Source organism: Pseudomonas sp. NFX1, from assembly GCF_051123555.1.
In the GTDB taxonomy this organism is placed as follows: Bacteria; Pseudomonadota; Gammaproteobacteria; order Pseudomonadales; family Pseudomonadaceae; genus Aquipseudomonas; species Aquipseudomonas capeferrum.
The window spans coordinates 5486187-5498946 of record NZ_CP169366.1; the positions used below are offsets into that span (position 1 = coordinate 5486187).

Genomic DNA, 12760 nt, shown 5'->3' on the forward strand with positions numbered 1-12760 from the left:
GGCATCTATGAGCTCAATGCAGTACCCGACCCGGTTGCCTTGCGGCAACCGGGTTCTTGATTTGTCGCGTACCCATGTCATGGGTATCCTCAATATCACCCCCGACTCCTTCTCTGACGGCGGGCGCTTCAGCCAGCGCGACGCTGCGCTGCGGCATGCCGAAGCGATGGTCGCCGCAGGCGCCACGCTGATCGACATCGGTGGCGAGTCGACGCGCCCTGGGGCGCGTGCCGTGTCTGTGACCGAAGAAATCGAGCGCGTGGCGCCGATGGTCGAGGCAATCAATAGCCGCCTGGATGTGGTCATTTCGGTCGATACCTCCACGCCTGCGGTCATCCGCGAGTCTGCGCGGCTGGGGGCTGGGCTGATCAACGACGTACGCGCGCTGGAGCGCGATGGTGCCCTGGACGCGGCGGCCGATACCGGTCTGCCGGTGTGCCTGATGCACATGCGCGGTGAGCCGGGCAATATGCAGGACGACCCGCATTACGATGATGTGACAGCGGACGTTACGCGATATCTTGAACAACGGATGGCCGCTTGCGCTGCGGCGGGCATCGATGCAAACAGAATCATTCTTGACCCAGGCTTCGGTTTCGCCAAGACACTGGCGCACAACCTGAGCCTGTTCAAGCACATGGAAGCGCTCTATCGCCTTGGGCGCCCACTGCTGGTGGGTGTTTCACGAAAGAGCATGATCGGCCTGACGCTGGATCGTCCGGTCGGCGAGCGTTTGTACGGCAGTCTGGCGCTGGCAGCGTTGGCCATGACCAAGGGAGCGAGTATTCTTCGCGTCCATGATGTGGCCGAAACTGTCGATGTAGTACGCATGATCGCTGCCGTGCAAAACGCCGAATAAGAACATTGGAGTCGCTATGAGCAGAAAATACTTTGGTACCGACGGCATTCGTGGCCGCGTCGGCGAATTCCCGATCACGCCGGACTTCATGCTGAAGCTCGGCTGGGCGGCTGGCATGGCTTTCCGCAAGCAGGGCCATTGCCGTGTACTGGTGGGCAAGGACACGCGTATTTCCGGTTACATGTTCGAATCTGCGCTCGAGGCCGGGCTTTCTGCGGCCGGTGCCGATGTGATGCTGCTCGGGCCGATGCCGACCCCGGCCATCGCCTACCTCACGCGTACCTTCCACGCTGAAGCCGGCATTGTCATCAGCGCGTCGCACAACCCGCACGACGACAACGGCATCAAGTTCTTCTCCGGCCAGGGCACCAAGCTGCCTGACGAAGTCGAGTTGATGATCGAAGAGTTGCTCGATCAGCCAATGACGGTGGTCGAGTCGGGCAAGCTGGGCAAGGTCTCGCGCATCAACGATGCGGCTGGCCGCTACATCGAGTTCTGCAAGAGCAGCGTGCCTTCGAGCACCAGCTTCGACGGCCTCAAGCTGGTGGTCGATTGCGCCCATGGCGCCACGTACAAGGTCGCGCCAAGCGTGTTCCGCGAACTGGGTGCCGACGTGACCATTCTGAATGCTCAGCCTGATGGCCTGAACATCAACGAAGGCTGTGGCTCTACCCATATCGAGTCGCTGCAGGCTGCCGTGCTGGTGGGCCATGCTGACCTCGGTATCGCCTTCGATGGCGACGGTGACCGGGTGCTGATGGTCGATCACACGGGTGCCATCGTCGACGGCGACGAATTGCTGTTCATCATCGCCCGTGACCTGCATGACCGCGGCAAGCTGCAAGGCGGGGTAGTGGGCACACTGATGAGCAACCTGGGCCTTGAACTTGCGCTCAAGGAGCTGGATATCCCGTTCGTGCGGGCCAAGGTCGGCGACCGTTACGTCATGGCCGAACTGCTCGAGCGCGAGTGGTTGGTCGGGGGTGAAAACTCCGGGCATGTCGTGTGCTGCAACCACACCACCACCGGTGATGCGATCATCGCCGCGCTGCAGGTGCTGATGGCCCTCAAGCGTCGCGGGGAGACACTGGCCCAGGCCCGTCAGGCCCTGCGCAAGTGCCCTCAGGTACTGATCAACGTGCGCTATGGGGCAAGCAAGGTCGACCCTCTGGAGCACCCTGCGGTGCAGGAGGCCAGTGCCAAGGTCACCGAGGCGATGGCCGGTCGCGGTCGCGTACTGCTGCGCAAGTCCGGTACCGAGCCGTTGGTGCGGGTCATGGTCGAAGGCGACGACGAAAGTCAGGTTCGCGGCCATGCCGAAGCCCTGGCGAAACTGGTCGGCGAAGTTTGTGTCTGAAGGCGCTTGCCAGCGCAGATCTGGTTGGGTAAGATCTGCGCCCACTTTGACCGACGAGGTAAAGCATGCGTCGCCCTATGGTAGCTGGTAACTGGAAGATGCACGGTACCCGCGCCAGCGTCGCTGAGCTGACCGAGGGCTTGAGCAATCTTGCCCTGCCGAGCGGAGTGGAAGTCGCGGTATTTCCACCGGCCTTGTTCATCAATCAAGTGATCGATGGCCTGGCAGGTAAAGAAATAACTGTCGGCGCACAGAATTCTGCTGTACAACCCGAACAGGGTGCGCTGACCGGGGAAGTTTGCCCGGAACAGCTGGCCGAAGTGGGCTGCAAGTTGGTGTTGGTTGGGCATTCGGAGCGTCGCCAGGTCATCGGCGAAAGTGATGAAGTGCTGAACCGCAAGTTTGCAGCCGCACAGGCCAAAGGTTTGAAGCCCGTGCTGTGTATTGGGGAAACCCTTGAGGAGCGCGAGGCGGGCAAGACACTCGAAGTTGTCGGGCGTCAACTAAGCAGTATCATCGAAGCGTTCGGTGTTAAGGCTTTTGCCAATGCAGTAATTGCTTATGAGCCTGTATGGGCCATCGGCACTGGCCTTACGGCCACGCCCCAACAGGCTCAGGATGTGCATGCTGCCATCCGCGGTCAGTTGGCGGCAGAAGATGCTGAAGTGGCTGCGAAGGTGCAGCTGCTCTACGGCGGCAGCGTGAAGGCGGCCAATGCGGCCGAACTGTTCGGCATGCCGGATATCGATGGGGGGCTCATTGGTGGAGCGTCCCTGAACGCAGACGAATTCGGTGCAATTTGTCGCGCCGCAGGAAACTGAACAAATGCTGGAAACAGTCATCGTTGTTTTTCATCTGTTGGCAGCGCTGTCGCTAGTAGTGCTGGTTCTGTTGCAACAGGGTAAGGGTGCGGAAGCAGGTGCATCTTTCGGCGCAGGTGCCTCAAATACTGTGTTCGGAAGCCAAGGCTCTGCAACCTTCCTAAGTAAATTCACTGCAATACTCGCTGCCACTTTCTTTTTGACAGCACTTGGGTTAGGATACTTCGCCAAGGAACAAGCTCACAAGCTGACCCAGGCGGGCCTTCCAGATCCAGCAGTGTTGGAAGTGAAAGAGCAAAAGCCGGCAGTGAATGATGATGTACCGGTGCTCCAACAGCAGAAGAGCGAAGCCACTCCGAGTACGGGTGATGTACCTCCTCCGGCAGAAGAGCAGAAGTAACGGGTTTCAAGAAGTAGTATTGCCGAGGTGGTGGAATTGGTAGACACGCAACCTTGAGGTGGTTGTGCCCATAGGGTGTAGGGGTTCGAGTCCCCTTCTCGGTACCAATTGAAGCAAGAGAGCCCGCTTTATGCGGGCTTTCTTGTAGGTGGAGGTCGGATTGACCCCGTACGGGGTTCGGTCTTATACTTTCGCCCCAGCTTTGTCGCGGGGTGGAGCAGCTTGGTAGCTCGTCGGGCTCATAACCCGAAGGTCGTTGGTTCAAATCCAGCCCCCGCAACCAGCTTTAGCGGAGCCCCTTTTCAGGGGCTTTTTGCTAGCCGAACAGTTTTCGGCGTCGTTGTCCAACGGCGCTTTCAGGGATGGGCGCTTCGCCCATTTTTTATTTGCACAGCATGCACGAGGGGGTTCAGGTGTCGAGCAAGCTAGAACAGTTGCAGGCCTTGTTGGCCCCGGTGGTCACGGGGCTGGGCTTCGAATGCTGGGGGATTGAATTCGTCTCCCAGGGCAAGCATTCGGTACTACGTGTCTACATCGATAAGGAAGGCGGCATTCTGGTGGACGACTGCGCTGAAGTCAGCCGTCAGGTCAGCAGCGTCCTCGATGTGGAAGATCCGATCAGCTCTGAATATACCCTAGAGGTTTCTTCTCCTGGCATGGAACGCCCGCTGTTCACGCTTGAACAGTTTGCCTCGCATGCCGGCGAACAAGTGAAGATCAAGCTGCGCTCACCCTTCGAGGGTCGTCGTAACTTCCAGGGCCTTCTCCGCGGTGTGGAGGAGCAGGATGTGGTGGTCCAGGTGGACGACCAGGAGTTCCTGTTGCCGATCGACTCGATCGACAAGGCCAATATTATTCCCAGTTTTGACTGAGACGTGCCGGGCCCGGCGGACTATCCGGGCCCAATGGCTTGCGCAAGGCGAGGCGTACGATGAGCAAAGAAGTACTGCTGGTTGTTGAATCGGTATCCAACGAAAAGGGTGTACCGCCCGGCGTCATTTTCGAAGCGCTGGAAGTGGCCCTGGCCACTGCAACCAAAAAACGTTTTGAGGACGAAGTCGACCTGCGTGTGGAAATCAACCGCCACACCGGTAGCTACGAGACCTTCCGTCGCTGGACCGTGGTCGATGAAGCCGATCTTGATGATCCGGCAATCGAGACCTGGTTGAGCAAGATCCACGAGACCCACCCTGAAGCCAAGGTCGGTGACGTGATCGAGGAGAAGATCGAGTCTATCGAGTTCGGTCGTATCGCCGCCCAGACCGCCAAGCAGGTCATCGTGCAGAAGGTCCGTGAGGCCGAGCGCGCCCAGGTGGTCGATGCCTACCGTGAACGCGTAGGCGAGATCATCTCCGGTACCGTCAAGAAGGTTACCCGCGACAACGTCATCGTTGACCTGGGCAACAACGCCGAGGCCTTGCTGGCTCGCGAAGACATCATTCCCCGCGAGACTTTCCGGGTTGGCGTGCGCCTGCGTGCGCTGCTCAAGGAAATCCGCACTGAAAACCGTGGCCCCCAGCTGATCCTGTCGCGCACTGCGCCACAGATGCTGATCGAGCTTTTCCGCATTGAAGTGCCGGAAATTGCCGAGGGCCTCATTGAAGTCATGGCTGCCTCCCGTGATCCGGGTTCGCGAGCCAAGATCGCCGTCCGCTCCAAGGACAAGCGCATCGACCCGCAAGGTGCCTGTATCGGCATGCGCGGTTCGCGCGTCCAAGCCGTATCCGGAGAGTTGGGTGGTGAGCGTGTGGATATCGTCCTGTGGGACGATAACCCGGCGCAGTTCGTCATCAACGCCATGTCGCCGGCCGAAGTCGCGGCGATTATCGTTGACGAGGATGCCCATGCCATGGACATCGCCGTCGCCGAAGACAACCTTGCCCAGGCCATTGGCCGTGGCGGTCAGAACGTTCGTTTGGCCAGTCAGTTGACCGGCTGGACCTTGAACGTGATGACCGAAAAGGACATCCAGGCCAAGCAGCAAGCAGAAACCGGTGACATCCTGCGCAATTTCATCGATGAACTGGAAGTCGACGAGGAGCTGGCCCAAGTGCTGGTCGACGAAGGCTTTACCAGCCTCGAAGAAATTGCCTACGTACCGTTGGAAGAAATGCTCAACATCGATGGCTTTGACGAAGATATCGTCAATGAGCTCCGCGCTCGAGCCAAGGACCGTTTGTTGACCAAGGCCATCGCTACCGAAGAAAAACTGGCAGACGCCCATCCGGCCGAAGACCTGCTCTCCCTTGAGGGCATGGACAAGGACCTGGCGGCGGAACTGGCGGTGCGCGGCGTGGTTAACCGCGAAGACCTGGCCGAGCAGTCGATCGACGATCTGCTCGACATCGACGGCATCGACGAAGAGCGTGCCGGCAAGTTGATCATGGCCGCCCGAGCCCACTGGTTCGAGTAATTAGGCGCGGCCTGAGGAGAGAAGTGCATGACGCAAGTCACGGTGAAAGAACTGGCCCAAGAGGTCGAGGCACCGGTAGAGCGCCTGCTGCAGCAGATGCGTGAGGCAGGTCTGCCGCACACCGACGCCGGTCAGGTAGTGACCGACAATGAGAAGCAGACTCTGCTGACTCATTTGAAAAGCAGCCACAAGAGCAAGGCGGAAGAGCCGCGCAAGATTACCTTGCAGCGCAAAACCACCAGCACCCTGCGTGTCGCCGGTAGCAAAAGTATCAGCGTAGAAGTACGCAAGAAGAAAGTATTCGTGCAGCGCAGCCCGGAAGAAATCCAGGCTGAGCAGAAACGCGAGCAGGATGAGCGCCGTGCGGCGGAAAACGCTGCGCGCGACAAGGTTGACGCCGACGTTCGCCAGCGCAACGAAGATCAGGCTCGCCGTCAGGCTGCTGATGCCGCCCCTGCGGCCCCAGCTGCCAAGCCGGCTGCCGCTGCTGCCGCACCTGCGCCGGCACCGGTAGTCGCTGACGCGCCTGCCTCGGAAGATGCCGCTGCGCGTGCTGCCGAGCGCAAGAAGGACGAGACCCGTCGCAACGAAAGCCGCACTCGCGATGACGACCGTCGTCGTGGCGAGGCGCCTCGCGTGTCGATCAAGGTCAAGGTCAAGGAGAAGGAAAAAGCACCGACTCCACGCGCTGCTCCGCGTACCACCGAAGAAGAGAGCGATGGCGCTCGTCGTGGTCGTGGCGGCAAGGGCAAGCTGAAGAAGCGTAACCAGCACGGCTTCCAGAGCCCTACCGGCCCCGTCATCCGTGAGGTGACCATCGGCGAGACCATCACGGTCTCGGAACTGGCCAACCAGATGTCCGTCAAGGGCGCTGAAGTGGTCAAGTTCATGTTCAAGATGGGCACCCCGGTTACCATCAACCAGGTGCTCGACCAGGAAACCGCTCAGCTGATCGCAGAAGAGCTGGGCCACAAGGTCACCCTGGTCAGCGATACTGCCCTGGAAGACTCCCTGGCCGAATCGCTGAAGTTCGAAGGCAAAACCGAATCGCGCGCCCCGGTCGTTACCGTCATGGGCCACGTTGACCACGGTAAGACCTCGCTGCTCGACTACATCCGTCGTGCCAAGGTTGCTGCTGGCGAAGCCGGCGGTATCACCCAGCACATCGGCGCCTACCACGTGGAAACCGACCGCGGCATGGTCACCTTCCTCGATACCCCGGGCCACGCTGCGTTCACTCAGATGCGTGCTCGTGGTGCCAAGGCGACCGACATCGTCATCCTGGTGGTGGCGGCGGACGACGGCGTGATGCCGCAAACCCGTGAAGCCGTTCAGCATGCCAAGGCAGCTGGCGTCCCACTGGTTGTTGCAGTGAACAAGATCGACAAGCCTGGTGCCGACCTCGATCGCATCCGCAACGAGCTGTCCGTCGAAGGCGTGACCTCCGAGGAATGGGGTGGTGACACGCCTTTCGTCAAGGTTTCGGCGAAGATGGGTACCGGTGTGGACGAACTGCTCGAAGCCGTTCTGCTGCAGGCCGAGATCCTCGAACTGAGCGCTACCCCGACCGCACCTGGTCGTGGTGTCGTCGTCGAATCGCGCCTGGACAAGGGCCGTGGCCCAGTGGCGACCATCCTGGTTCAGGACGGTACCCTGCGTCAGGGCGACATGGTCCTGTGCGGCTCCAACTATGGCCGCGTACGTGCCATGCTCGACGAGAACGGCAAGCCTGTGAAGGAAGCTGGCCCGTCGATCCCGGTCGAGATCCTTGGCCTGGACGGTACCCCGGAAGCCGGTGACGAGCTGTCGGTGGTTGCTGACGAGAAGAAAGCCCGCGAAGTTGCCTTGTTCCGTCAAGGCAAGTACCGCGAGGTCAAGCTGGCCCGTGCTCACGCTGGCAAGCTGGAAAACATCTTCGAGACCATGGGTCAGGAAGAGAAGAAAACCCTCAACATCGTCCTCAAGACCGATGTACGTGGTTCCCTGGAAGCGTTGAACGGCTCGCTCGGCGGCCTGGGCAACGACGAAGTACAGGTTCGCGTGATCGGCGGCGGTGTGGGTGGTATCACCGAGAGCGACGCCAACCTGGCGCTGGCGTCCAACGCGGTGCTGTTCGGCTTCAACGTGCGTGCCGATGCCGGTGCGCGCAAGATCGTCGAGCAGGAAGGTCTGGATATGCGTTACTACAACGTGATCTACGACATCATCGAAGACGTCAAGAAGGCCCTGACCGGCATGCTCGGCAGCGATGTTCGCGAGAACATCCTGGGTGTCGCCGAAGTGCGTGACGTGTTCCGTTCGCCGAAGTTCGGCGCCATCGCTGGCTGTATGGTCATCGAAGGTACCGTGTACCGCAACCGTCCGATCCGCGTACTGCGCGAGGACGTTGTGATCTTCGAAGGCGAGCTGGAATCGCTGCGTCGCTTCAAGGACGACGCTGCCGAAGTACGTTCGGGCATGGAGTGCGGTATTGGCGTCAAGAGCTACAACGACGTCAAGGTCGGCGACAAGATCGAAGTCTTCGAGAAAGTCCAGGTGGCTCGTACCCTCTAAGGGCGAGCTTGCCGCAAGCCCCCGCTACAGGGCGGTTGGCGGCGCCTTTACAGGTAGCGCCCGGTCAGGCATCAGCTTGACCGGGCGTTTGCCGCTTTAAGTTACAGGTAGCAAGAATGGCCAAAGAATATAGCCGTACCCAACGTATCGGTGATCAGATGCAGCGCGAGCTGGCTGAGCTGATCCGCCGCGAAGTCAAGGATCCACGTGTCGGTCTGGTGACCATCACCGCCGTGGATGTCAGCCGCGACCTGGGCCATGCCAAGGTGTTCATCACCGTCATGGGCGAGGAAACGCCAGATGCCGTGAAGCAGTCGCTCAAGGCACTGAACAGCGCCGCCAGCTTCCTGCGCCTGCACCTGGGGCGTTCGATGCAACTGCGCAGCGTGCCCCAGCTGCATTTCCACTTCGATGAAAGCGTCAGCCGCGGTGTACACCTGTCGGCGCTGATCGAGCGTGCAGTGGCCGAAGACCGCCTGCACAAGGATACCGACGAGCTGGACACCAAGGAGTAAGCGGTGGCCCAGGTCAAACGTATCCGCCGCAACGTCAGCGGCATCATCCTGCTGGACAAGCCACTGGGCTTTACCTCCAACGCGGCACTGCAGAAAGTGCGCTGGTTGCTCAACGCGGAGAAGGCCGGCCACACTGGCAGCCTCGACCCGCTGGCAACCGGCGTGCTGCCACTGTGCTTCGGCGAAGCGACCAAGTTTTCGCAGTACCTGCTCGATTCCGACAAGGGCTACGAAACCGTCATGCAGATGGGGCAGACTACCAATACTGCCGATGCTGAAGGCGAGGTCCTGCAGACCCGTGAAGTGACCGTTGGTCGTGCCGACATCGAGGCGCTGCTGCCCCGTTTTCGTGGCCCGATCAGCCAGATACCGCCGATGTACTCGGCGCTCAAGCGTGACGGCCAGCCACTGTACAAACTGGCTCGTGCTGGAGAGGTAGTGGAGCGCGAGGCGCGTTCTGTTACTATTAACCGCTTGGAGTTGCTCGAGTGCGAAGGCACCCGTGCACGGTTGACGGTAGGATGCAGCAAAGGCACCTATATCCGCACCCTGGTGGAGGATATCGGCGAAGCCCTTGGCTGTGGCGCTTATGTCGCCGAGCTGCGCAGGACCCAGGCCGGGCCCTTCGAGCTGGCACAGACGGTGACCCTCGAGGAACTCGAACAGGCCCATGCCGAAGGCGGCAACGAAGCGCTTGATCGCTTCCTGATGCCTTCCGACAGCGGGCTGCAGGACTGGCCAATGGTGAGTTTGTCCGAGCACAGTGCGTTCTACTGGCTGCATGGCCAGGCAGTACGTGCGCCGGATGCACCGCAGTTTGGCATGGTCCGCGTACAGGATCACAATGCTCGCTTCATCGGTATCGGTGAAGTGAGCGAAGACGGGCGCATTGCGCCACGTCGGCTGATTCGGTCGGAATGACCGAAACCGCAGGGTCTGGCTTCGGCCGGGCCCTACGGGATCAAGGGTGGCTGTCAGTAGGCACGGTCACACCTTTCTTATTAATACAGGGATTTGTCCCTGGCCTATTGGACCCCGCTCGCGGGATCCGTTATCAGGAGAAGCCAAATGGCCCTCAGCGTTGAAGAAAAAGCTCAAATCGTTACCGACTACCAGCAAGCTGCTGGCGACACTGGTAGCCCGGAAGTTCAGGTTGCTCTGCTGACCGCGAACATCAACAAGCTGCAAGGCCACTTCAAGGCCAACGGTAAAGACCACCACTCGCGTCGTGGCCTGATCCGTATGGTTAACCAGCGTCGTAAGCTGCTGGACTACCTGAAGGGTAAAGACACCACTCGTTACAGCGCCCTGATCGGTCGTCTGGGCCTGCGTCGCTAATAGCGGCCTGGTCAGTGGTGTGCATGGCGTCTCATGCATTGGCAACGCTGCCTGGCAGCGTTGTCTTTGGGCACGCCATGCGTATCTCCGAGGTTGGCAGCCTGGTTACGTTGCGCGGTTTTCCGCGCTTCGGCCAGGCTCCCAGCCTCGTGTTGTATCTGGACGGTCAATGGGGCCGATTCCCCGTTCTGCCCAAGAATTCGCAAGAAACCAGTTCCCCCCAGAGCCACTGAAAAGGTAGGAAACCGTGAACCCGGTAATCAAGACATTCCAGTTCGGTCAATCGACCGTTACTCTCGAAACGGGCCGCATTGCCCGTCAGGCAACCGGCGCAGTGCTGGTTACCGTCGACAACGACGTCACCGTGCTGGTGACCGTGGTAGGTGCCAAGCAGGCCGATCCAGGCAAGGGTTTCTTCCCGCTGTCGGTCCACTACCAGGAAAAGACCTACGCCGCCGGCAAGATCCCGGGTGGCTTCTTCAAGCGTGAAGGCCGTCCTTCCGAGAAAGAGACCCTGACCTCGCGCCTGATCGACCGTCCGATCCGTCCGCTGTTCCCTGAAGGCTTCATGAACGAAGTCCAGGTCGTCTGCACCGTGGTTTCCACCAGCAAGAAGACCGACCCGGACATCGCTGCGATGATCGGTACCTCGGCTGCCCTGGCTATTTCCGGCATTCCGTTCGAAGGCCCGATCGGCGCCGCCCGCGTTGCCTTCCACGAAAGCACCGGCTACCTGCTGAACCCGACCTACGAGCAACTGGCTGCCTCGAGCCTGGACATGGTCGTTGCCGGTACCTCCGACGCCGTGCTGATGGTTGAATCGGAAGCCCAAGAGCTGACCGAAGACCAGATGCTGGGCGCCGTACTGTTCGCCCACGATGAATTCCAGTCCGTTATCCAGGCTGTCAAAGAGCTGGCCGCCGAAGCGGGCAAGCCGACCTGGGACTGGAAACCCGCCGTTGCCAACACCGAGCTGCTCAACGCCATCCGCGCCGAGTTCGGCGAGGCTGTTTCGCAGGGCTACACCATCACCGTCAAGGCCGACCGCTACGCGCGCCTGGGCGAGCTGCGTGATCAGGCGATCGCCAAGTTCTCCGGTGAAGAAGGCCAGCCTTCGGCTTCCGAAGTCAAAGAAATCTTCGGCGAAATCGAATACCGCACCGTTCGCGAAAACATCGTAAACGGCAAGCCGCGTATCGATGGTCGTGACACCAAGACCGTTCGCCCGCTGAGCATCGAAGTCGGCGTGCTGCCGAAGACTCACGGTTCGGCACTGTTCACCCGTGGTGAAACCCAGGCCCTGGTCGTCGCGACCCTGGGTACTGCGCGTGATGCCCAGCTGTTGGACACCCTCGAAGGCGAGAAGAAAGACCCCTTCATGCTGCACTACAACTTCCCGCCGTTCTCGGTGGGCGAGTGTGGCCGCATGGGCGGTGCTGGCCGTCGTGAAATCGGCCACGGCCGTCTGGCCCGCCGTTCGGTACAGGCCATGCTGCCTGCCGCCGACGTGTTCCCGTACACCATTCGTGTGGTGTCGGAAATCACCGAGTCCAACGGTTCGAGCTCGATGGCTTCGGTCTGCGGTGCTTCCCTGGCCCTGATGGATGCCGGTGTACCGATGAAGGCGCCAGTGGCCGGTATCGCCATGGGCCTGGTCAAGGAAGGCGAGAAGTTCGCCATTCTGACCGACATCCTGGGTGACGAAGACCACCTGGGCGACATGGACTTCAAGGTTGCCGGTACCGCCAAGGGCGTTACCGCACTGCAGATGGACATCAAGATCAACGGCATCACCGAAGAGATCATGGAAATCGCCCTGGGCCAAGCCCTGGAAGCGCGCCTGAACATCCTCGGCCAGATGAACCAGATCATCGGTCAATCGCGTACCGAGCTGTCGGCCAACGCCCCGACCATGATCGCGATGAAGATCGACACCGACAAGATCCGTGACGTCATCGGTAAAGGCGGCGCCACCATCCGCGCCATCTGCGAAGAGACCAAGGCTTCGATCGACATCGAAGACGATGGCTCGATCAAGATCTTCGGCGAAACCAAGGAAGCGGCTGAAGCAGCTCGTCAGCGCATCCTGGGCATCACTGCAGAGGCCGAGATCGGCAAGATCTATGTCGGCAAGGTCGAGCGTATCGTTGACTTCGGTGCCTTCGTCAACATCCTGCCTGGCAAGGATGGCCTGGTGCACATCTCCATGCTGAGCGATGCTCGCGTCGAGAAAGTCACCGACATTCTGAAAGAAGGTCAGGAAGTGGAAGTACTGGTATTGGACGTGGACAACCGCGGCCGTATCAAGCTGTCGATCAAAGACGTTGCCGCGGCCAAGGCCTCCGGCGTCTAAGCGACTGACGCGCAATGAAAAAAGAGCCCTCCGGGGCTCTTTTTTTATGCCCGAAGGGAACCTTTTGCACAGTTGCATCTTGCACGCAGGTTTACCCCGCAGGTTGCAAATTGCACGACTGATGCAAATCGCCTATATGTCTAAGTCATTG

Annotated in this window: 11 protein-coding genes and 2 tRNA genes; all 13 read left to right on the forward strand. The window is 60.2% G+C overall.

What is annotated here, in order from left to right:
• Positions 1-7 precede the first annotated feature (7 nt).
• Entirely contained in the window at positions 8-859 is an 852-nt protein-coding gene (gene folP, locus DJ563_RS24675; RefSeq protein WP_434518498.1) for a dihydropteroate synthase, read from the forward strand.
• 16 nt (positions 860-875) lie between these two features.
• Positions 876-2216 carry a phosphoglucosamine mutase gene (gene glmM / locus DJ563_RS24680; protein WP_274098762.1) on the forward strand — a complete coding sequence of 447 codons (1341 nt, stop codon included), beginning with the start codon at positions 876-878 and terminating at the stop codon, positions 2214-2216.
• A gap of 65 nt (positions 2217-2281) precedes the next feature.
• The gene (gene tpiA / locus DJ563_RS24685; RefSeq protein WP_033701590.1) at positions 2282-3037 is read left to right on the forward strand and encodes a triose-phosphate isomerase; all 756 of its coding nucleotides are present in this window, start codon (positions 2282-2284) and stop codon (positions 3035-3037) included.
• A 4-nt stretch (positions 3038-3041) separates the two neighbouring features.
• Positions 3042-3437, forward strand: coding sequence for a preprotein translocase subunit SecG (gene secG, locus DJ563_RS24690; RefSeq protein ID WP_047583813.1), 396 nt, complete (start codon positions 3042-3044; stop codon positions 3435-3437).
• Between the two features lie 21 nt (positions 3438-3458).
• Positions 3459-3544: transfer RNA gene (locus tag DJ563_RS24695), tRNA-Leu, on the forward strand.
• 99 nt (positions 3545-3643) lie between these two features.
• Positions 3644-3720, forward strand: a tRNA-Met gene (locus tag DJ563_RS24700).
• A gap of 130 nt (positions 3721-3850) precedes the next feature.
• Positions 3851-4309, forward strand: a complete 459-nt coding sequence (rimP, locus tag DJ563_RS24705; RefSeq protein WP_033702568.1) for a ribosome maturation factor RimP — start codon at positions 3851-3853, stop codon at positions 4307-4309.
• A gap of 59 nt (positions 4310-4368) precedes the next feature.
• Positions 4369-5850, forward strand: coding sequence for a transcription termination factor NusA (gene nusA, locus DJ563_RS24710; protein WP_027595024.1), 1482 nt, complete (start codon positions 4369-4371; stop codon positions 5848-5850).
• A gap of 27 nt (positions 5851-5877) precedes the next feature.
• The gene (gene infB / locus DJ563_RS24715) at positions 5878-8403 is read left to right on the forward strand and encodes a translation initiation factor IF-2 (RefSeq protein WP_274098763.1); all 2526 of its coding nucleotides are present in this window, start codon (positions 5878-5880) and stop codon (positions 8401-8403) included.
• A gap of 116 nt (positions 8404-8519) precedes the next feature.
• On the forward strand, positions 8520-8918 hold the full coding sequence (gene rbfA, locus DJ563_RS24720; protein ID WP_016489165.1) for a 30S ribosome-binding factor RbfA: 399 nt from the start codon (positions 8520-8522) through the stop codon (positions 8916-8918).
• 3 nt (positions 8919-8921) lie between these two features.
• Positions 8922-9839 carry a tRNA pseudouridine(55) synthase TruB gene (gene truB, locus DJ563_RS24725; protein ID WP_033701583.1) on the forward strand — a complete coding sequence of 306 codons (918 nt, stop codon included), beginning with the start codon at positions 8922-8924 and terminating at the stop codon, positions 9837-9839.
• Positions 9840-9986: 147 nt separating this feature from the next.
• Entirely contained in the window at positions 9987-10256 is a 270-nt protein-coding gene (rpsO, locus tag DJ563_RS24730) for a 30S ribosomal protein S15 (protein ID WP_016489163.1), read from the forward strand.
• Positions 10257-10503: 247 nt separating this feature from the next.
• Positions 10504-12609, forward strand: a complete 2106-nt coding sequence (pnp, locus tag DJ563_RS24735) for a polyribonucleotide nucleotidyltransferase (RefSeq protein WP_033701582.1) — start codon at positions 10504-10506, stop codon at positions 12607-12609.
• The last annotated feature ends 151 nt before the right edge of the window (positions 12610-12760 follow it).